The organism is Kocuria palustris, from assembly GCF_007666205.1.
Classification (GTDB): Bacteria; Actinomycetota; Actinomycetes; order Actinomycetales; family Micrococcaceae; genus Kocuria; species Kocuria palustris_A.
This window is the reverse complement of sequence record NZ_VDOR01000005.1, coordinates 99,622-119,446: the sequence shown is the minus strand read 5'-3', so window position 1 is coordinate 119,446 and position 19,825 is coordinate 99,622. Positions and strand designations below refer to the sequence as shown.

The 19,825-nt window shown below is 73.5% G+C and carries 15 protein-coding genes; all 15 read left to right on the top strand.

Translation table 11 applies throughout. The features are described 5' to 3' along the window. The first annotated feature begins 192 nt into the window (after positions 1–192). On the top strand, positions 193–1,428 hold the full coding sequence (dinB, locus tag FSY66_RS07135; protein ID WP_260853563.1) for a DNA polymerase IV: 1,236 nt from the start codon (positions 193–195) through the stop codon (positions 1,426–1,428). Between the two features lie 130 nt (positions 1,429–1,558). Next, positions 1,559–1,948 carry a DUF3040 domain-containing protein gene (locus FSY66_RS07130; RefSeq protein ID WP_144792831.1) on the top strand — a complete coding sequence of 130 codons (390 nt, stop codon included), beginning with the start codon at positions 1,559–1,561 and terminating at the stop codon, positions 1,946–1,948. A gap of 601 nt (positions 1,949–2,549) precedes the next feature. Further along, positions 2,550–2,981 (top strand): division/cell wall cluster transcriptional repressor MraZ, encoded by a 432-nt coding sequence (gene mraZ / locus FSY66_RS07125; protein WP_144792828.1) that lies wholly within the window; start codon positions 2,550–2,552, stop codon positions 2,979–2,981. A gap of 420 nt (positions 2,982–3,401) precedes the next feature. Further along, positions 3,402–4,391, top strand: coding sequence for a 16S rRNA (cytosine(1402)-N(4))-methyltransferase RsmH (rsmH, locus tag FSY66_RS07120; RefSeq protein WP_144792825.1), 990 nt, complete (start codon positions 3,402–3,404; stop codon positions 4,389–4,391). Next, positions 4,388–5,173 carry a cell division protein FtsL gene (gene ftsL / locus FSY66_RS12580; RefSeq protein ID WP_186304487.1) on the top strand — a complete coding sequence of 262 codons (786 nt, stop codon included), beginning with the start codon at positions 4,388–4,390 and terminating at the stop codon, positions 5,171–5,173. Before rsmH ends, ftsL begins: the two co-directional genes overlap by 4 nt. Next, positions 5,170–7,026 carry a peptidoglycan D,D-transpeptidase FtsI family protein gene (locus tag FSY66_RS07110; RefSeq protein WP_144792822.1) on the top strand — a complete coding sequence of 619 codons (1,857 nt, stop codon included), beginning with the start codon at positions 5,170–5,172 and terminating at the stop codon, positions 7,024–7,026. The genes ftsL and FSY66_RS07110 overlap by 4 nt, the downstream gene beginning before the upstream one ends. Positions 7,027–7,241: 215 nt before the next feature. Next, entirely contained in the window at positions 7,242–8,921 is a 1,680-nt protein-coding gene (locus FSY66_RS07105) for a UDP-N-acetylmuramoyl-L-alanyl-D-glutamate--2,6-diaminopimelate ligase (protein WP_144792819.1), read from the top strand. Then, positions 8,918–10,390: a UDP-N-acetylmuramoyl-tripeptide--D-alanyl-D-alanine ligase gene (locus FSY66_RS07100; protein ID WP_144792815.1), complete on the top strand. Its 1,473-nt coding sequence runs from the start codon at positions 8,918–8,920 to the stop codon at positions 10,388–10,390. The genes FSY66_RS07105 and FSY66_RS07100 overlap by 4 nt, the downstream gene beginning before the upstream one ends. Further along, entirely contained in the window at positions 10,387–11,553 is a 1,167-nt protein-coding gene (gene mraY, locus FSY66_RS07095) for a phospho-N-acetylmuramoyl-pentapeptide-transferase (protein ID WP_144792812.1), read from the top strand. The genes FSY66_RS07100 and mraY overlap by 4 nt, the downstream gene beginning before the upstream one ends. Then, positions 11,550–13,076 (top strand): UDP-N-acetylmuramoyl-L-alanine--D-glutamate ligase, encoded by a 1,527-nt coding sequence (gene murD, locus FSY66_RS07090; RefSeq protein ID WP_144792808.1) that lies wholly within the window; start codon positions 11,550–11,552, stop codon positions 13,074–13,076. The genes mraY and murD overlap by 4 nt, the downstream gene beginning before the upstream one ends. Then, positions 13,073–14,521 carry a putative lipid II flippase FtsW gene (gene ftsW, locus FSY66_RS07085; protein ID WP_144792805.1) on the top strand — a complete coding sequence of 483 codons (1,449 nt, stop codon included), beginning with the start codon at positions 13,073–13,075 and terminating at the stop codon, positions 14,519–14,521. The genes murD and ftsW overlap by 4 nt, the downstream gene beginning before the upstream one ends. Before the next feature lie 37 nt (positions 14,522–14,558). Further along, positions 14,559–15,692: an undecaprenyldiphospho-muramoylpentapeptide beta-N-acetylglucosaminyltransferase gene (murG, locus tag FSY66_RS07080; RefSeq protein ID WP_144792802.1), complete on the top strand. Its 1,134-nt coding sequence runs from the start codon at positions 14,559–14,561 to the stop codon at positions 15,690–15,692. Between the two features lie 94 nt (positions 15,693–15,786). Continuing rightward, on the top strand, positions 15,787–17,175 hold the full coding sequence (gene murC, locus FSY66_RS07075) for a UDP-N-acetylmuramate--L-alanine ligase (RefSeq protein WP_396350885.1): 1,389 nt from the start codon (positions 15,787–15,789) through the stop codon (positions 17,173–17,175). Then, entirely contained in the window at positions 17,175–18,293 is a 1,119-nt protein-coding gene (locus tag FSY66_RS07070; protein WP_144792796.1) for a cell division protein FtsQ/DivIB, read from the top strand. The genes murC and FSY66_RS07070 overlap by 1 nt, the downstream gene beginning before the upstream one ends. A gap of 251 nt (positions 18,294–18,544) precedes the next feature. Beyond that, positions 18,545–19,786, top strand: a complete 1,242-nt coding sequence (ftsZ, locus tag FSY66_RS07065; protein WP_144792793.1) for a cell division protein FtsZ — start codon at positions 18,545–18,547, stop codon at positions 19,784–19,786. Positions 19,787–19,825 lie beyond the last annotated feature (39 nt).

The following is a 19,825-nucleotide window of genomic DNA, read 5'->3' as shown; positions in this document are numbered from 1 at the left end:
GGCAGGCGCCCCGGCGGACGCCGGGGTCCCGGACCGGACGACGACGACGGCGGACACGACGGCAGGAGGTGCTCCATGGAGGCTCGAGGCGCGCCGGCGGGCACCGGCGGCCGATCGGGCGCGGCCCCGCACGGCGGCGGGCCGGGCCGCCCCGACCCGCAGCGTCTGCAGGAGTGGCGCAGCGCGGCCGTCATGCACGTCGACCTCGACATGTTCTTCGTGGCCGTCGGGCTCCTGGAGCGCCCGGACCTGGTGGGCCGGCCGGTCATCGTGGCGCGGGACTCCGGGCGCTCCGTCGTGCTCTCGGCCTCCTACGAGGCCCGGGAGTTCGGCGTGCACTCGGGCATGCCGGTCTCCCGCGCCCGCGCGCTGTGCCCGCAGGGCATCCTGATGGATCCGTCGTACGCGGACTACCCGGGGTACTCCCGCCGGGTCATGTCCATGTTCCGGGACCTGACGCACCTCGTGGAGCAGATCAGCGTCGACGAGGCGTTCCTGGACGTCTCCGGAGCCGTCCGGCGCCTGGGGCCCCCGGTGCAGATCGCCCGGGACCTGCGCGCTCGGATCAGGGCCGAGACCGGCCTGACCGCCTCGATCGGGATCGGCGCCAACAAGACCGTGGCCAAGATCGCCTCGACCCGCTCCAAGCCGGACGGCCTGCTGCTGGTGCGCGCCCAGGACACCGTCGCCTTCATGGCGGAGCTGCCCGTGGGCGCCCTGTGGGGCGTCGGGAAGCGGACCGAGGAGACCCTGCACCGCGCCGGACTGCGGACGGTGGGGGAGATCGCCCAGCGCAGCCCCCAGCAGCTGGCCCGCGTGGTCGGACAGGCCGCCGGCGCGCACCTGCACGCCCTGGCCCACGGGAACGATCCCCGCCCGGTCACCCCGGAGCGGGAGGAGAAGAGCCTCGGGGCCGAGCAGACCTTCGAGGTCGACGTCTCCGATCCCGCCTCGCTGCGCCGCGAGCTGCTCGGGCTGTCCCACCGGACCGCGGCCCGGCTGCGGCGCCAGGGGCTGCGGGCCCGGCGGGTGGGGCTCAAGCTGCGCTGGGCCGACTTCACGACCATCTCGCGCTCGCGGACCGTGAGCCATCCCTTCACCTCGGGCCACGACCTCTACACCTACGCGGAGGAGCTCTTCTCGGCCGAGCTGCCGCTTCCCAGCCCCGTGCGCCTGATCGGCGTGCGGGCCGAGTCGCTCGAGCACGGCGACTCCGCGATGCAGCTGAGCCTCGACGGCCGGGAGGAGGAGTGGGCGGCCGCCGAGACCGCCATGGACCGAGCCCGGGAGCGCTTCGGGTCGACGGTCCTCGGGCCGGCCTCGATGCTGCGTCCGCCCGAGGACACGGTCGGGCGCCGCGAGCGGCGGACGGGCCACGTCGACGACGCCGGGACCGGGCTGGGGCCCGGGCAGCGTCGCTCGGGATGAGGTCGGGCGCGAGCCGGCGCCCGCCGTCCGACCCCCGCGTGCTCCCGGCGGGGCTTTCCGGGTAGACTCTGCTCACTGGAGGGATGGCGCCGACGTCCCTCGACCCGAGGTAGACCCCAGGAGGGACGCCGTGGCCCTTTCGGAGCGCGAGCAGCAGCTGCTGGCCCAGCTGGAGCAGCAGCTGAATGCGGAGGACCCGCAGTTCGTCAGCCAGATGGACTCACGTCCCGTCCAGCCCACCTTCTCCACCCGGGCCGTCGTGCTGGGCGCGGTGATCGGCGTGGTCGGCCTGGGCATCGTCATCGGAGGCGTCGTCCTCGACTCGATCCTCGTCGGCCTCCTGGGCTTCCTCGCGATGTCCTTCGGCGTCTACTGGGCCTCGACCCGCTCGTCGTCGGAGAAGGGCGGCTCGGCCGAGGCCTCGTCGGGCCCGGCGTCGCGCACCGCGAAGAAGAAGGAGCCCTCCCGGTTCATGCGCAGCCTCGAGGACAAGTGGGACGAGCGCCGCTCCGGCAGCTGACCCGCACCGGCGGCTCTGGGGCCATGCCCTGATCCCACGCCCGTCCGACCTCTGGGCGTCCGCTACGGCCCCGTCGCCTCCCAGGCCCCTCTCCTCCGGGAGGGGCCTTCCTCATACCCGGAACCGCCCGGCGCCCACCTTCCCCCGCCGAACGGGCGATCCCGTGCGCTGCGGCGTCCTGCCGCGCACGGGATCGCCCGTTCGCGCCTTCCGGGGGTCTGAGGGCTCCACCGTCCTCCACCTCGCTGCTCCACCGTCCTCCACCACGGCGCCTGCCGGCGCTGCCGACCACCCGCGAACCGCGTCAGCACAGGGCAGCCGCCGTTCGAGGCACGGCTCGCAGGTGCCTGCCCGCTGTCGTCCGCTCGGCGCTCCCGCCGACCCCTGCCGGTGATCGCCGCAGTCCGCGGCCTGCGTCGGCCCCGCCATGGAAACCGCGTCCGACCTGCGTCGATGATCGCCCCCGACGGCGGGCGAGCGCGCCTGCCGGCGGCCGTGCCGCAGTCGCCGGCGACGGGCTCCGTTGACGGTGGAGGGAAGTGGAGTAAAGTGGTGCGCAGGAGAGAGAACACAGGACGTCCCGGATCGAAGGGCGGTGGGCATGTTCCTCGGAACGCACTCACCCCGCCTGGACGAGAAGGGGCGCCTGATCCTTCCGGCCAAGTTCCGCGAGGAGCTGGCGGACGGCCTGGTCCTGACCAGGGGCCAGGAGCGGTGCCTCTACGTCTTCAGCGCAGCTGAGTTCGAGAGGGTCCACGAGCAGATGAGGTCGGCTCCGCTGACCTCCAAGCAGGCTCGCGACTACATCCGCGTGTTCCTCTCCGGTGCCTCGGACGAGGTGCCGGACAAGCAGGGCCGGGTCACCGTCCCCGCACCGCTGCGTCAGTACGCAGGTCTGGAGCGCGAGCTCGCCGTCGTCGGCGCGGGCTCGCGAGCCGAGATCTGGGACGCGGCGGCCTGGCAGACGTACCTGGAGGAGCAGGAGAAGGCCTTCTCGGACACCGAGGAGGAGGTCATCCCCGGGCTCCTCTGACAGCTCCCGTCGTGAGACGGCGGACAGGACAGCAGCATCGCAGGACCAGAGCACCGCATCGGGATCTCCCGGCCGGGATCTCCACCCGCACTGCCATCACCGTCCTGACTCACCTTCCCCTGAGTCAGGCCGGATTCGAGGGATGGTCAGCGGTTGGGGTTCTCGCCTTGGAGCCGCCGATGCGGTGCTCTCCTGTGTGGCGCGCGGACGTGCCTGTCCCGGACGTGGCGGGTCTCATGGCCGGCCGGGCGGCGCCTCGGCCGGGGCGGCCGGGCTCGCCGGATAGGGTGGGCCCCTCACCGGGACCCGCTGTCGCCCTCGAGCCCGACCGCCCTGCCGCCGGACGGCGCGCGAGCGCGACGACGGCACCTGCGGGGGCGCATCCGCGCGGCCGCCCGCTCATCACCAGGAGGACGATCCATGGACGATCTCGAGCGCCCGGCCGGCGATCGGCACGTCCCGGTCCTGCTCGAGGCCTGCCTGGACCTGCTGGCCCCTGCGCTGGAGGGCCCGGCGCCCGTCGTGATCGATGCGACGCTGGGCATGGGCGGGCACAGCGAGGCCATCCTGGCCCGCTTCCCGACCGTGCGGCTCGTGGGCATCGATCGGGACCCGGAGGCGCTGCGCCTGGCCGGGCAGCGGCTGCGCCCGTGGGGCGAGCGGTTCGCCCCGCTCCACGCCACGTACGACGAGATCGACGCGGCCCTGGCCGCGGCAGGTGCGGCGAGCGCGGACGGCATCCTCTTCGACCTGGGCGTCTCGTCGATGCAGCTCGACGAGCGCGAGCGCGGCTTCGCCTACTCCTACGACGCCCCGCTGGACATGCGCATGGACTCCACGGCCGAGCGCACGGCCCGCGAGGTCGTCATGGAGTACTCGGAGCAGGACCTGCGCAGGATCCTGCGCGAATGGGGCGAGGAGCGCTTCGCGGGCCGGATCGCCCAGGCCATCGTGCGCGCACGGCAGCAGGGGGAGATCGCGAGCACGGGGGAGCTCGTGGAGATCGTCCGTGCGGCCAAGCCCGCGGCGGCCGCGCACAAGAAGGGCCACCCGGCGAAGCAGACCTTCCAGGCCCTGCGCATCGAGGTGAACCAGGAGCTCGAGGTCCTGGGCCGGGCCGTGCCGAATGCCCTGGATGCTCTCAGCCTGGGCGGGCGCGTCGCTGCCATGAGCTACCACTCGCTCGAGGACAGGATGGTCAAGCAGGAGCTCGCACGGCGCTCGTCGTCGTCGGCGCCCAAGGGCCTGCCGGTCGAGCTCGAGGAGCACAAGCCCACGTTCCGCATGCTGACGCGGGGCACGCACACCCCCACGGCGGAGGAGATCGCGGCGAATCCGCGGGCGGCCTCGGCGCGGCTGCGCGCGGCCGAGCGGATCAGGATCGACACCCGGCACGGAAAGCACTCATGAGCACACGAGCGGACAGGATGATCGGCGCCGCGCGGCGCCTGCGGCTCCCGCGCCGGGGGCGCACGGCGCGGGACCGGCCCCGCGAGCGCCGGACGGGCCTGTGGTCGCGGCTGCTGCCCGTCCTGGCCGCGGTGCTCGCGCTCGTGGCGACGTTCGCCGCGATCCTGCTGATCACCGTCCGGATCACGGACGGCCAGTACCGGCTGGTCGAGCTGCGCGCCCAGGAGCAGGCCCTCGACCAGGAGAACGAGTCCCTGACCCAGGACCTCGAGTTCCACCAGGCGCCCCAGAACCTCGCCCGCCGCGCCCAGGAGGAGGGCCTCGTGCCCGCTCCCTCGGAGCAGGGGGTCGTCGACCTGACGACCGACGAGGTCAGCGGCACCGCCGAGCCGGCGTCCGAGGGCGACGACGACGAGGTGGACATCGCGATCCCGCCGCCCGTCCAGCCGGGCTCCTCGGCCGCGGACGAGGCCGAGGACGAGGCCCGTCAACGCCGCGACGCCCTGCCGTCCTCCGACGAGGAGGCGCGGGAGCAGCTCGAGGAGGCCCGCGACGTCGAGGGCGACGTGGACCTGCACGGCGGCACGATCCCCGCCCCGCAGCAGCGCTCCGGCCCGGGCTCCGAGACCGGGGGCTCCCCGGACGAGGCCGCGCAGCGCACGGACGGAGAGGCCGACGGCAATGCGGCCGCCCCGGAGGGGCACACCCCGCTGAGCGGGCCCGCCGAGACGCCCGATGCGCCGGAGGACGGCGCCCAGCAGCAGGAGGGGGAGAGCCGGTGAGCGGCAGCACCCGCGATGACAGCGGCAGCGCCGGCGAGGGCATGAGCCGTCGCGAGTTCGGCGGACTGCTGATCGGCCTGCTGGCCCTGGTCCTGCTGGCCGTGCGGCTCGTGTGGGTCCAGGGGCTCGACCTGCGCGGGCAGGCCGCGCAGGCCGAGGCCAGCCGGCTGCGCGTGCAGGTCATCCCGGCGCGCCGCGGCGAGATCCTGGACCGCACCGGCGCGGTGCTGGCCCGCAGCATCCAGCGCTACGACGTCGCCGTCGACCAGACGATCGTGCAGGACCTCACCGTGCACGGACCGGACGGCACCGCCGAGGAGATCTCGGTGCACTCGGCGATCCGCAGCCTGGCCGACATCCTGGGGATGCCGGACCAGGAGGTGAAGGACAAGCTGCAGGGCGACGCCGACGTCCCGGCCGGGGAGCGGAAGAACTTCGAGTACCTCTTCCGGGGCGCGACGCCCGAGCAGTGGAACCGGATCGAGGACCTGCGCCTGGGGTACATCGCCGGCGAGCCGGTCGCCCACCGCAGCTACCCCAACGGGTCCCTGGGCGGGTCCGTGGTCGGCTTCCTGGGCGACGAGCAGGAGGCCCTGGGCGGCATCGAGCTGACCCAGGACGAGCACCTGCGGGGCATCGACGGCGAGCGCAGCTTCGAGATCGGCGCCGACGGGGTGCGGATCCCCGTGGCCCCGCAGGACGAGACGGCGGCGCAGGACGGCTCCTCCGTCGAGCTCTCGCTGGACCGCGACGTCCAGTACTACGCGCAGCAGGTGATCACCCGCCGGGTCGAGGAGCTCCACGCCGAGTGGGGCACGGCCGTGGTCCTGCGCATCTCCGACGGAGCGGTCCTGGCCCTGGCGGACTCGTCGATGGTGGATCCCAACGACACGAGCCGCACGGAGGACGCCGCGGACTTCCAGCCGCGCAGCGTGACCTCGGCCGTGGAGCCGGGCTCGACCCAGAAGATCCTCACCGCCTCGGCCGCGATCGACGCCGGGCACGCGGACAAGCTCTCCGAGGTCACGGTCCCGCCCGAACTCGAGATCGACGGCCAGACGATCAGCGACGCGTTCGACCACGGAGAGGAGGACCGCACCTTCGCGGGCATCATCGCCGACTCCATGAACACGGGCACGGTGCTCGTCGGCTCCCGGCTGGACCGGCAGGCGCGCTACGACTGGATGAAGAAGTTCGGGGTCGGCGAGCTCACGGGCATCGAGCTGCCGGGCGAGTCCCCGGGCCTGCTGGCGGACTGGGAGGACTGGGACATCCGCCAGCAGTACACCGTGCTCTTCGGGCAGGGCGTCTCGCAGTCTCCGCTGCGCACGGCCACGATCTTCCAGGCCGCGGGCAACGACGGGGTCCTGATCGAGCCGCGGCTGCTGCAGGCCGTGATCGACCCCGACGGCACGCGCACGGAGATCCCCCGGCCCGAGGGCAAGCGCCTGTTCTCGCCGGGGACCGCCGCCCAGGTCCGCGAGATGATGGAGTCCGTCATCACGGTCGGCGGCGCGCCCGATGCGGCGACCGACGGCTACCGGGTGGGCGGCAAGTCCGGCACCGCCGAGGCGGCCAGCGAGGACGGCGGCTACGAGGGCTACACGACCTCCTTCGCCGGCATGGGGCCCATGGAGGATCCGCAGTACATCGTGGCCACCACCGTGCACCGCCCGGAGGGCTCGGTCGCCGAGATCGGCGCATCGGCCGCCTTCGCCCAGATCATGGGGCAGGTGCTGCGCCACTACGGCGTGCCCCCCTCGACCGGCGGGGCCGTGGGCCTGCCCAAGTTCTTCGGCGACGACGCCGATCGCAACGAGGACCTGCCCGACACCCCGACGGGGATCGCCTGAGCGTTCGCCCTGCGCGCGCGTGGGCTCTCATCCGGGTCTGGGATCGCGGACTAGACTCTCCACGTCCGGAAACGGCTCTTCCCCGCCGTCCTCGAGGATGGGCGTCCTCCGCGGGCCGGGGCAGCGCACTGGCTTCCGCGACCGCCGGGGCCCGGACGGGCCTCGCACCGATGCGACGGCCGGCCCCTCAGCCGGCCGATCCGAGGAAGGACGACATGCAGAACCTGCCTGAGCAGGGGCTCGACGCGGCCCGGCTGCGTCCCCGGGGCGTGAGCGCCGTGCCGGCCCCGCAGCTGGCGCAGCGGATCGGCGCGCGCCCCGAGGTCGCCGGGACCGCCGAGGCGCCCCGGGAACCCGCAGAGATCACCGGCATCAGCATCGACTCCCGCTCGGTGCGCCCCGGGGACCTCTACGCGGCGCTGCCCGGCGCTCGCTTCCACGGGGCGGCCTTCGCCGCCGGCGCCGTCGAGGCGGGGGCGGCGGCCGTGCTCACCGACGAGGCGGGGCTGCAGGAGATCCGCAGCGGGGGGCCGCTGGACGTCCCCGTGATCGTCGCGCGGACCCCGCGCGAGCTCGTCGGGCGGATCAGCGCCGAGCTCTACGGCGGCACCGAGCGGGATCGGGCGCAGATGCCGCTGTTCGGGGTGACCGGGACCAACGGCAAGACCACCACGACGTACTTCCTCAACTCGATCCAGAAGGCCCTGGGCAGGACGACCGGCCTGATCGGCACGATCGAGATCCTCGCCGGCTCCCAGCGCATCCCCTCCCTGCTGACCACGCCCGAGGCCCCCTCGGTCCACGCCCTGCTGGCGGTCATGCGCGAGGCCGGGATGACCGGGGCGTCGATGGAGGTCTCGTCGCACGCGATCGAGTTCCACCGCGTCGACGGCGTGCACTACGACGTCACCGGGTTCACGAACCTGACCCAGGACCACCTGGACCTGCACGGGACCATGGAGGCCTACTTCGACGTCAAGGCCCGGCTGTTCACCGCGCAGCGCACCGACCGCGCCGTGATCGTGGTCGCCGACGACGAGGACGAGTGGGGCATCCGCATGGCCCGCCACGCCCGGGCGGAGCTGGGCGCGGACCGCGTCGAGGTCATCGCCCTGCGCGGCGGCGTCGTCGAGGACCGCGACCCGGGGCCGCAGCGCCGCGGCGCCGACTGGACCCTGGGCTCGCTGTCGCGGCGCGGGATCGGCCACCGCTTCGAGCTCGTGCACCGCGACGGCCGCCGCCTGCGCGTGTCCACCGGGCTGCCCGGCGCGTTCAACGTCGCCAACGCCGCGCTGGCCGTGCTGATGGTCCTGGCCTCGGGCGTCGCGCTGGAGACCCTCCAGGCGGTCCTGGACGCGGAGGACCCCCTGACCACGGACGTGCCCGGGCGCATGCAGCTCATCGGCAGCGAGCCGACGGCCGTCGTGGACTTCGCGCACAACCCGGATGCCCTGACCCGGGCGCTGGAGGCCGTGGACCCGCCCGAGGGCGACGGCCGGGTCATCCTGGTCTTCGGCGCCACGGGCGAGCGCGACACGACCAAGCGCCCGCTCATGGGCCGGATCGCCGCGCAGGGGGCCGACGTCGTGATCGTCACCGACGACGACCCCCATGACGAGGACCCCGCCGCGATCCGCGCCGAGGTCATGGCCGGGGCCCGCGAGGCCGTGGAGTCGGGCAGGGCCCGCGCCGCGGCGCTCGAGGAGGTCTTCCCGCGCGCGACCGCGATCCGCACGGCCGTGGCCATGGCCGGGCCCCGCGACTCGATCCTGATCGCCGGGCGCGGCCACGAGACCACGCAGGAGATCGCCGGCGTCGACCACCCGCTGGATGACCGCCAGGAGCTGCGCGAGGCTCTGCACGACACGCAGGAAGGACGGTGGGAGCACTCGTGATCCCTCTCAATGCCCAGCGCATCGCCGAGATCGTCGGGGGCGAGCTGCTCGGGCTCGACCCGCAGCAGGACGGCCCCGTCGTCGAGCACGTCACCACGGACTCCCGCGAAGCGGCCGAGTCCACCCTCTTCGTGGCCAAGCCCGGCGAGGTGACCGACGGGCACCGCTTCGTCGCGGCCGCCTTCGACGCCGGGGCGCGGCTCGCCCTCGTCGAGCGCGAGGTCGCCGCCGACGACGGCTCCGTGTTCCCGTCCGTGCGCGTCCCGGACGTCGTCGCGGCCATGGGCACGCTGGCCAACTGGGTCGTGCGCCACCTGCGCCAGGAGAACGACCTCAAGGTCGTGGCCGTGACCGGCTCGGTCGGCAAGACGACCACCAAGGACCTCCTGCGCGCGATCTTCTCGGAGATGGGCCCGACCGTGGCACCGCAGGGCTCCTACAACGGCGAGGTCGGCGTGCCCCTGACGGTGTTCCGCACGACCGCCGAGACCCGGTACCTGGTGGTGGAGATGGGTGCGACGCACATCGGCAACATCTCCTACCTGTGCCACATGGTCAGCCCGGACGTCGGCGCCGTCCTGTGCGTCGGCTCCGCGCACGCCGGGGAGTTCGGCGGCGTCGAGAACATCGCGCGCGCCAAGGGCGAGATGGTCGAGTCCCTCTCCCCGGACGGGGTGGCGATCCTCAACGACGACGACGAGCGCGTGCGCGCCATGCACGAGCGCACCCAGGCGCCCGTCGTGCTCTTCGGCACCGGCCGCCTCAACACCATGCCCGCGGTCCCGGCGGCGCGCGTGTGGGCCGACGGCGTCTCCTCCGACGACGACGGCCACCCGGCGCTGACCCTGCACTTCCCGGACGGCTCCGAGCACCGGATCGTCTCCGGGCTGATCGGGGAGCACCACGTCACCAACATCCTGGCCGCGGCGGCCGCCGCCTCGATGGCCGGGGTGCCGACCGCGACGATCGCCGCCGTCCTGCAGGGCCTCGGCCCGGGCAGCCGGTGGCGCATGGAGCGCACCGAGCGCCCGGACGGCGTGACGATCCTCAACGACGCGTACAACGCGAACCCGCAGTCCATGGCCGGCGCCCTCCAGACCCTGGCCCGGCTGGGCGGCCCGGAGGGCTCCCCGCAGCACCGCCGCACCTGGGCCGTGCTGGGGGAGATGTACGAGCTCGGCGACTCCTCGCTCGAGGAGCACAACCGCCTGGGCTCGCTCGTGGTGCGCTACAACATCTCCCGGCTGCTGGCCGTCGGACCGCTGGCCCGCCCGACCTACGTCACCGCGCAGCTCGAGGGCTCGTGGGGAGATGAGGCGGACTGGGTCGAGGACATCGGGGCCGCCGAGGCCTATCTGGCGGAGCACCTGCGCCCCGGGGACATCGTGCTGCTCAAGTCCTCGAACTCCGCGGGGCTCAAGGACCTCGGCGACCGGATCGCCGGGCGGAGCGAGGGAGGCCGGGCATGATCCAGATCATCGTCGCCTCCGCGCTGGGGCTGATCCTGTCGCTGCTGGGCACCCCGATGTTCATCCGCTTCCTGGCCCGGCGCGGCTACGGCCAGTTCATCCGCGAGGACGGGCCCTCGAGCCACCAGACCAAGCGCGGCACCCCCACCATGGGCGGCCTGGCCATCCTGGGCGCGGCCGTCATCGCGTACGCGATCTCGCACGTCGTCGTGGGGCTGCTCACGGGGGAGTGGACGGGGCCCACGGCCTCCGGGCTGCTGGCCGTGTTCCTGATGCTCGGCATGGGCTTCGTCGGCGGGATCGACGACGCCAAGAAGATCACCAAGAAGCAGAACCTCGGTCTGAGCCCCGGCGGAAAGATCGCGCTGCAGGGCACGATCGGCACGGTCTTCGCGGTGCTCACGCTGATGTTCCCCGACGAACGGGGGGTCACGCCCGGCTCGACGGCCGTCTCGGCCACCCGCGACACGGGCCTCGACCTGGGCTTCGGCCAGATGGCCGGGGGGCTGATCGAGGCGCTGACCTCCGAGCGCGCCATCGCCCTCGTGCTGCTCGGGCTGATCCTCTACATCGTGTGGGTCAACCTCATCGCGACCGCGACCACGAACGCCGTGAACCTCACCGACGGCCTCGACGGGCTGGCCACCGGCGCCGCCATCCTCGTGTTCTCGGGCTACCTGCTCATCACCCTGTGGCAGAGCGGCCGCCTGTGCGGCGACGGCGAGCCGGGGCTGTGCTACACCGTGCGCGACCCCTCGGACCTCACGGTCCTGGCCGCGGCGCTCGTGGGCGCGCTCATCGGCTTCCTGTGGTGGAACACCTCCCCGGCCAAGATCTTCATGGGCGACACCGGCTCGCTGGGCCTCGGCGGCGCCCTGGCCGCGTTCGCGATCCTCTCCCGCACCGAGCTGCTGCTCGTGCTGATCGCCGGGCTGTTCGTGATCATCACCGTCTCGGTGATCCTGCAGGTCGGCTGGTTCAAGATCTCCGGCGGCAAGCGCATCTTCAAGATGGCGCCGCTGCAGCACCACTTCGAGCTGAAGGGGTGGCAGGAGGTCACCATCGTCGTGCGGTTCTGGACCATCGCCGGGCTGTTCACGGCCATCGCCCTCGCGGTGTTCTACGGCGAGTGGCTCATCTCCAACGGAGGCGCGCTCCTGTGATCCACGCCAGCAACGAGAACCCCATCCTCTCCGATCCCCGGCTCGACGCGCTCACGAGCTGGGACGCCGACTGGGCGGGCCTGCGCGTCGCGGTGCTCGGCATCGGCGTCTCGGGCTTCGCCGCGGCGGACACGCTCATCGAGCTCGGCGCCCGCGTGGTCGTGCTCGACGGGCTGGACTCCGAGGTCAATCGGCAGAAGGCCGAGACCCTGCGCATCGTGGGGGCCGCGGACGTGCTGCTCGGCGAGGCCGCCGGCCGGCTGCCGCAGGTGGACGGACTGGCCCCGCAGCTCGTCGTCACCTCCCCGGGCCTGCGGCCCGAGCACCCCGTGCTCGCGCAGGCCGCCGGGCAGGGGGTGCAGATCTGGGGCGACGTCGAGCTCGCCTGGCGGGTCCGCGAGCGGGCCGGGCGGCCGACCGCGCAGTGGGTGTGCATCACCGGCACCAACGGCAAGACGACCACCGTGCAGATGGTCGAGTCCATGCTGCAGGCCGGCGGTCTCAAGGCCCTGGCCGTGGGCAATGTCGGGACTCCCATCCTCGACGCCCTGCGCGACCCGGTCGACTACGACGTCCTGGCCGTGGAGCTGTCGAGCTTCCAGCTGCACTGGGCGCACTCGATCTCCCCGCTGGCCGCGGTGTGCCTGAACATCGCCGAGGACCACGTGGACTGGCACGGGAGCTTCGAGAACTACATCGCCGACAAGTCCCGCGTCTACGAGGGCTGCCGCGTCGCCGCGGTCTACAACGAAGCCGATCCGCGCACCCGGGAGATGGTCGAGGAGGCCGACGTCGTCGAGGGCTGCCGGGCCATCGGGTTCACCGCGGGCAGCCCGGACGTGTCCATGCTCGGCGTCGTCGAGGACCTGCTCGTGGACCGGGCCTTCCTGACGGACCGGCGCAGCCAGGCCCTTGAGATCGGGGCTGTGCAGTCGCTGAAGCCGGTCCCCACCGCCCACGGGGTCTCCAATGCCCTGGCCGCGGCCGCCCTCGCGCGCGCCGCCGGCGTCCAGCCCCAGGACATCGCCTCCGGGCTGGAGGCCTGGGAGCCGGGCGGGCACCGCATCCAGCCGGTGGCCAGGACCCACGGGGTGGTCTGGGTCGACGACTCCAAGGCCACCAACCCCCATGCCGCCGATGCCTCCCTGTCGGCCTTCGAGTCCGTCGTGTGGATCGCCGGCGGGCTGGCCAAGGGCACGGACAGCCGCGAGCTGGTGGCCAAGCACGCCGCGCGGCTGCGGGCCGTCGTGCTGATCGGCACCGACAACGCCCGGCTCGAGGCGGCCCTGGCCGACTCCGCGCCCCAGGTCCCGATCCTGCGCGCCGGCGAGGACCTCGCGGATGCCGCCGACGGCGACGCCGTGATGCGCGCGGCCGTCGAGGCCGCCCACGGGGTGGCCGTCGACGGCGACACCGTGCTGATGGCCCCGGCCGCCGCCTCGATGGACCAGTTCCGGGACTACGCCCACCGCGGGGACTCCTTCGCGCTGAGCGTGGCCGATCTGGTGGAGCGCCTCAAGTGAGCTCGCTCCGGTCCGCGGGCACCCGGCTGCTCGATCGCATCGACGATCCCGCGGGGCCGCTGCGCACCGTGGAGCGCAAGGTCCGCGACGGCCCGCTGATCCACTCCTACTACGCGCTGTTCGCCTGCTCGGTGCTGCTCTCCGCGATCGGCGTCATGATGGTGCTCTCCGCCTCGGCGGTGGAGTCGATCTCCGCGGAGGAGTCGGCCTACGGGCTGTTCATGCGCCAGGTCGTCTTCGGCGTTCTCGGCATCGTCGTGATGCTCGTGCTCTCGCGCGTGCCCGCCCGGGCCATGCGGGCGCTGGCCCTGCCGGGATTCTGGATCTCCGTGGTGATCCTCGCCCTGGTCGTGCCCTTCGGCGTCGAGGTCAACGGCAACCGGAACTGGCTGTCGATCGGGGGGCTGTCGGTGCAGCCCTCGGAGATCGCCAAGCTCACGTGCGTCCTGGCGCTGGGCGTGTGGCTGGGCCGGGTCGCCGGGCGCATCCGGACGCCCAAGGAGGCGCTGTGGCCCTCGGCCATGGCCGTCGGCATCCCGGTCCTGTTCGTGATGTACGGCCGGGACATGGGCACCGCGGCGATCTTCCTGCTGATCTACCTCGCGGCGGTGTTCTTCGCGGGGGTCCCGATGCGCTGGATCCTCATCGCCTTCGCGGGGGGCTTCGTCGTCGCGGCGCTGTTCATCGTCTCCGCCCCGCACCGCATCGGGCGCGTCCAGTCCTGGCTGACCGGCGACTGCGATCCCTCGGCCGGCTGCTACCAGGCCATGCACGGGCTGTCCGCCCTGGCCACCGGCGGCTGGTGGGGCGTGGGGCTCGGGCAGTCGCGCTCGAAGTACAACTACGTCCCCGAGGCGCACAACGACTTCATCTTCGCGATCATCGGCGAGGAGCTGGGCCTGCTCGGCACCGTGCTGATCCTGGGCCTGTTCGCGGTGATGGCCGTGGCCATGGCCCGCGTCCTGCTGCGCTGCACCTCGGGCTTCGAGCGGATCGTCACCGGAGGGATCCTGGCCTGGCTCATCGGGCAGGCCTTCGTGAACATCGGCATGGTCACCGGCGTGCTGCCCGTGATCGGCGTCCCGCTGCCGTTCATCAGCTACGGCGGGTCGTCGCTGCTGATGTGCCTGGCGGCCGTCGGCGTCGTGATGTCCTTCGCGCGCCGGCCCTCGAGCGGGATGGTCGAGCTGCGGCCCGTCCCGCGCCGACCGGGCGCCCCGATCGACCGGAGCGCTCCGATCAGCGGCGTGCGTGCGTACGATGAGCCGCGCGCCGCAGGCCGGGATGCCCGCGACCGCGGCCACCACGACGACGCCTGGCACGACGCCTGGCACGACGATCCCCGCGGCCGGCACGACATGCATCCCTACGACGACCGCGAGCCCATCGCCGAGGTCCACGACATCCGACGCGGCCGCGTGATCCGGCGGCAGTCCGGATCCTGAGCCGCACGACGACGCCCGCCCGGGCAGGAGCAGCCGAATGAGCGACGAGAACACCCGAACGACACCGTCCGGCCGACCGGTCTCGGTGGTGCTGGCCGGCGGCGGGACCGCGGGCCACGTCTCCCCGCTGCTGGCCATCGCGGCCGCGCTGCACCGGGCGGAGCCGACCGCGGAGGTCACGGCGGTCGGGACCGCCTCCGGCATGGAGACCCGGCTCGTGCCGGCGGCCGGGCTGCCGCTGGAGACCATCGACCGGGTGCCGCTGCCGCGCCGCCCCTCCGCGGACCTGCTGCGGCTGCCGATGCGCCTGCGCGGCGCGATCGGCCAGGCCGGGCGGATCATCGACGAGCACGGCGCGGACGCGGTCGTCGGCGTCGGTGGCTACGTCTGCACCCCCATGTACCTCGCCGCGCGCCGCCGCGGGGTCCCCGTCGTCATCCACGAGGCGAACGCCCGCCCCGGGCTCGCCAACCGCGTGGGCGCCCGCTTCGCCGCCGTCGTGGCCACGGCCTTCCCCGACACGCCCCTGAGGGGAGCCCGGACCGTCGGGATGCCCATGCGCCGGGAGATCTCCCAGCTGGACCGGGCGGCCGCGCGCCGCGGGGCCCGCGAGCGGCTGCGGCTGGACCCGGACCTGCCGACCGTGATCGTCACCGGCGGCTCCTCGGGCGCCGTGGCGATCAACCGCACGATCCAGCAGATCGTGCCCGAGATCGCCGAGCGCGGATACCAGCTGCTGCACATCACCGGCCGCGACAAGCCCGTGCTGACGGAGGACCTCGAGCCGCTCCGGGCGCCGAACTACCGCCAGGTCGAGTACGTCGACGGGATGGAGGACGTCTACGCGGCCGCCGACCTGCTGATCGCGCGCGCCGGAGCGGCCACCGTCTCCGAGGTCGCGGCCGTGGGGCTGCCGGCGATCTTCGTCCCGCTGCCGATCGGCAACGGCGAGCAGGCGCTCAACGCCCGGCACCTCGTGGAGGCCGGGGCGGCGCGGCTGGTCGAGGACTCCGACTTCACCCCCGAGTGGTACCGCTCCCGGGTCGTCCCGCTCCTCACGGCCCCCGGGGGCCTGGCGGAGATGGAGCGCGCCGCCCACGGGGCGGGCGTGCGCGACGCGGACGCGACCATGGCCGAACTCATCCTGCAGGAGGCACGACGTGAGCACTGAACCCCGCAGCGGGCACCGGGAGGATCCCGTGGGCGTCGGCACCGACCCCCGGGACCTGGGGCGCACGCACCTCATCGGCATCGGGGGCGCCGGCATGTCGGCCGTGGCTCGCCTGCTGCTGGCCCACGGCGTGAGCGTCTCGGGCTCGGACGCCCAGGAGTCCCGCGGTCTGGCCGCCCTGCGCGAGCGCGGCGCCGCGGTGAGCATCGGCCAGAGCGCCGAGAACATCGCCGATGCCCAGACCGTCGTGGTCTCGACCGCGATCCGGGACACGAACCCCGAGCTGGCCGCCGCGCGCGAGCAGGGCCTGCGCGTCCTGCACCGCTCCGAGGCCCTGGCCGTGTCGATGCACGGCTCCCGGGTCGTGGCCGTGGCCGGGACGCACGGCAAGACGACCACCTCGTCCATGGCCGCCGTCGCCCTCCAGGAGTCGGGGCGCGACCCCTCGTGGGCGATCGGGGCCCATGTCGCGGATCTGGGCACCAACGCGCACCTGGGCCGCGGGGAGTGGTTCGTGGCCGAGGCCGACGAGTCCGACGGGTCGTTCCTGAGCTACGGGCCGACGATCGCCGTGGTGACCAACATCGAGCCGGATCACCTCGACCACTACGGCTCCGAGGAGGCCTTCTTCCGGGCCTTCGACGACTTCGCGGCGACCCTGCGCCCCGGCGGGACCCTCGTGGCCTGCCAGGACGATGCCGGTTCGCGCCGTCTGGCCGAGGCCGTGCGGCGCCGGGGCGGCAGCGTGCTGACGTACGGCACGGACGCCTCCGCGCAGATCCGCATCAGCGACATCCGCACCGAGGGCATCGGCGCCACCGCGACCGTCTCGGTCGGCGAGGGCGCGGACCTGCGGACGCACCGGATGCGCCTGGAGGTGCCGGGGGAGCACAACGTGCTCAACGCGGCCGCGGCCTTCGCGGTCACGCAGATCGCCGGGGTGCCGGCCGAGGATGCGCTGCGCGGGCTGGCCAAGTTCCACGGCTCGGACCGCCGCTTCGACCTCAAGGGCGAGGCGCGCGGCATCCGCGTGATCGACGACTACGCCCACCACCCCACGGAGGTGCGCGCCGCGCTCGCGGCCGCCCGGCGTGTGGCGGGGGAGCACCGCGTCCTGGTGCTCTTCCAGCCGCACCTGTTCTCGCGCACCCGGGCCTTCGCCCCGGAGTTCGCCGAGGCCCTCGAGCTCGCCGACCGGTCCTGGGTGCTGCCGATCTTCGCCGCCCGCGAGGACCCCGTCGACGGCGTCTCCTCGGAGCTGATCTCCGAAGCGGCGGGGGAGTCCGTGGTCAGCGCCTTCGACCCCCAGGAGGCCGTGGAGCAGATCGCCGCCGCCGCGCAGACGGGCGATCTCGTGCTGACCGTGGGAGCCGGCGACGTCACCGCGTTCGGGGCTCGTCTGCTCGCCGCCCTCGAGGACGCCGAAGGCATCGGGGCGGGCGGCGGCGCCGGGGACGCCGGCGCTGCCGGGGTCTCGGCCTGATGGCCGGCGGACCGCGTCCGCACCAGCCGCGCTTCGCCCGCGCGGAGGATCGGCGGGGCAGCGAGGACGCCGCCTCCCGGGGCCGCGCCGCCGATGCCGGGCCCGCTGCCGGCGGGTCCGCGGCGGCCGAGCACAGGGCCGGCGAGCACCGGAGCGGCGGGCGAGCCGACGACGCCCGGGGGCCGGATGGGACCGGTGCTGCCGACGCGACCGGGCCGCCCGGCGGCCGCACCGGCTCCACGCGGGTGCGGGTGAACAGCCAGGGCAAGGTCGCCGCGCTCGACGAGCAGCGCGAGAGCGAGTTCGAGCCCGTGCCCACGGGCGGGGGCCGCTTCAGCGACTGGCGCCGCACGCTCCAGCTCGGCTCGGCGCGCTCGGGCTCCCGCGGCTCGGCGCGCAAGGGCCCCGAGGACGACCGGGACCGCCCCCGGATGAGCCCTGCTCTGCGCCGGGCGCTCATCGCGGCCGTCGCCCTGCTGCTCGTCCTGGTGCTGCTGTGGGCCGTGTTCTTCTCCCGGATCTTCGCCGTGCGCACGATCGACGTCGAGGGCGTGTCCCTGTCGGATCAGGAGGCCGTGGCCGAATCGCTGCAGCCGCTCGAGGGGGTGCCGATGACCCGCATCTCCGACGACGACGCCCGGGAGCTGCTCGAGGGCCATCCGGCGATCAGCGGTGCGCAGACCAGCGCCGGCGGCAGCGGCACTCTGCACGTCGCGGTCCAGGAGCGCATCCCCGTGGCCGCGGTGGAGGCCGACGGCGGCTGGTCGCTCGTGGACCGGGACGGCGTGCAGGTGCGCAGCGTCGAGGACCGCGGATCGGTGCAGGTCCCCGTGATCGACGGCGGCACCGGGGTCCTCGGCACCGACGACTGGGACACGGTGAGCGCCGTGCTCGCGACGCTGCCGGCCTCGCTGCTCGAGCAGGTGCAGACCGCGCGGGCGGAGTCCGGCGGCATCGTGATGCTCGAGCTCGAGGACGGGGTGACCGTGCGGTGGGGCGATGACACCGAGAGCGGTCTCAAGGCGGAGGTCCTGGCCGCGCTCGTCGACTCGCCCGCGGCCACGGGCGAGGTCGGGGTCTACGACGTCTCCGCGCCCCGGCACCCGGTGCTCGAATAGGAGCATCCTAGGTCGATTCCTCCGACCTTGACGTGAGACTCGAGGTGCTGCCCCCGAAACGGGGGACTCATTGCGGCCAACACGCGGGGTCCACTCGTTGCCGCGCGGCCTCCGTTGTTAGGCTGGCCCGGACATCAGAGCATGAGTCCTCAGGAATATATCTCAACCTTGAATCGAAGGTTGAAACTGGGGGTTCAGCGAGGACCCCACCGCCGGCGCAGGTCGGCGGCCCCGATTCAAGACAGGTGATCATGGACACCACGCCCCAGAACTATCTGGCCGTCATCAAGGTCGTCGGCATCGGCGGCGGCGGCGTCAACGCCGTCAACCGCATGATCGAGGAGGGACTCCGCGGCGTGGAGTTCATCGCGATCAACACGGATGCCCAGGCCCTGCTGATGTCGGATGCCGACGTCAAGCTCGACGTCGGCCGCGAGCTGACCCGCGGTCTCGGCGCCGGAGCGAACCCGGATGTCGGGCGGCAGGCCGCCGAGGATCACCACGAGGAGATCGAGGAGGTCCTCAAGGGGGCCGACATGGTCTTCGTGACGGCCGGCGAGGGCGGCGGCACGGGCACCGGCGGCGCGCCGGTCGTGGCGCGCATCGCCCGCTCGCTCGGGGCGCTGACCATCGGCGTGGTCACCCGTCCGTTCACCTTCGAGGGCCGCCGCCGGTCCAACCAGGCGGAGAACGGCATCGAGACCATGCGCGACGAGGTGGACACCCTCATCGTCATCCCGAACGACCGGCTCCTGTCGATCTCCGATCGCAACGTCTCCATGCTCGACGCCTTCAAGTCGGCGGACACCGTCCTGCTCTCCGGCGTCCAGGGCATCACGGACCTGATCACGACCCCGGGCCTGATCAACCTCGACTTCGCCGACGTCAAGTCTGTCATGCAGGGCGCGGGCTCCGCCCTCATGGGCATCGGCTCGGCGCAGGGCGAGGACCGCGCGGTCAAGGCCGCCGAGCTGGCGATCGCCTCGCCGCTGCTCGAGGCCTCGATCGACGGCGCCCACGGCGTGCTGCTGTCCATCCAGGGCGGCTCGGATCTCGGCCTCTTCGAGATCAACGAGGCCGCGCGCCTGGTGCAGGAGGTCGCCCATCCGGAGGCCAACATCATCTTCGGCGCGGTCATCGACGACGCCCTGGGCGATTCCGCCCGCGTCACCGTCATCGCCGCGGGCTTCGACTCGCTGTCGCAGGAGACCAACGCGAACGCCACCTCTCCGGCCGCGCAGCAGGCGGCCTCGACCCGCGCCGCCTTCGGCGCCGGTGCCGGCGCCCCGTCCTCGGCCTCCTCGTCCTCCGCCCAGCGCGGCGGCCAGGGCTCGGGGTCGTGGTCGGGCAGCGGCTCGAGCTCCTCGAGCCAGGCCTCGAACGACGACGTCCCGGACGACGCCGGCTTCGACGTCGACCTGCCGCCGGAGTCCGGCACCCCCCGCTCCTCCGGTCGCAAGGACTCCCTGGACTTCCCGGACTTCCTCAAGTGAGCCGCTGACTCGTCCGTCCGCCGGGCGAGCCGGCTCTCC

Excerpts from the sequence above, each read along its gene's own strand:
- rsmH (WP_144792825.1), top strand. The coding sequence starts at position 3,402 with ATGGACGATCTCGAGCGCCCGGCCGGCGATCGGCACGTCCCGGTCCTG.
- murG (WP_144792802.1), top strand. The coding sequence starts at position 14,559 with ATGAGCGACGAGAACACCCGAACGACACCGTCCGGCCGACCGGTCTCG.
- murC (WP_396350885.1), top strand. The coding sequence starts at position 15,787 with ATGTCGGCCGTGGCTCGCCTGCTGCTGGCCCACGGCGTGAGCGTCTCG.
- ftsZ (WP_144792793.1), top strand. The coding sequence starts at position 18,545 with ATGGACACCACGCCCCAGAACTATCTGGCCGTCATCAAGGTCGTCGGC.
- dinB (WP_260853563.1), top strand. The coding sequence starts at position 193 with ATGCACGTCGACCTCGACATGTTCTTCGTGGCCGTCGGGCTCCTGGAG.
- mraY (WP_144792812.1), top strand. The coding sequence starts at position 10,387 with ATGATCCAGATCATCGTCGCCTCCGCGCTGGGGCTGATCCTGTCGCTG.
- FSY66_RS07070 (WP_144792796.1), top strand. The coding sequence starts at position 17,175 with ATGGCCGGCGGACCGCGTCCGCACCAGCCGCGCTTCGCCCGCGCGGAG.
- ftsL (WP_186304487.1), top strand. The coding sequence starts at position 4,388 with ATGAGCACACGAGCGGACAGGATGATCGGCGCCGCGCGGCGCCTGCGG.
- mraZ (WP_144792828.1), top strand. The coding sequence starts at position 2,550 with ATGTTCCTCGGAACGCACTCACCCCGCCTGGACGAGAAGGGGCGCCTG.
- FSY66_RS07105 (WP_144792819.1), top strand. The coding sequence starts at position 7,242 with ATGCAGAACCTGCCTGAGCAGGGGCTCGACGCGGCCCGGCTGCGTCCC.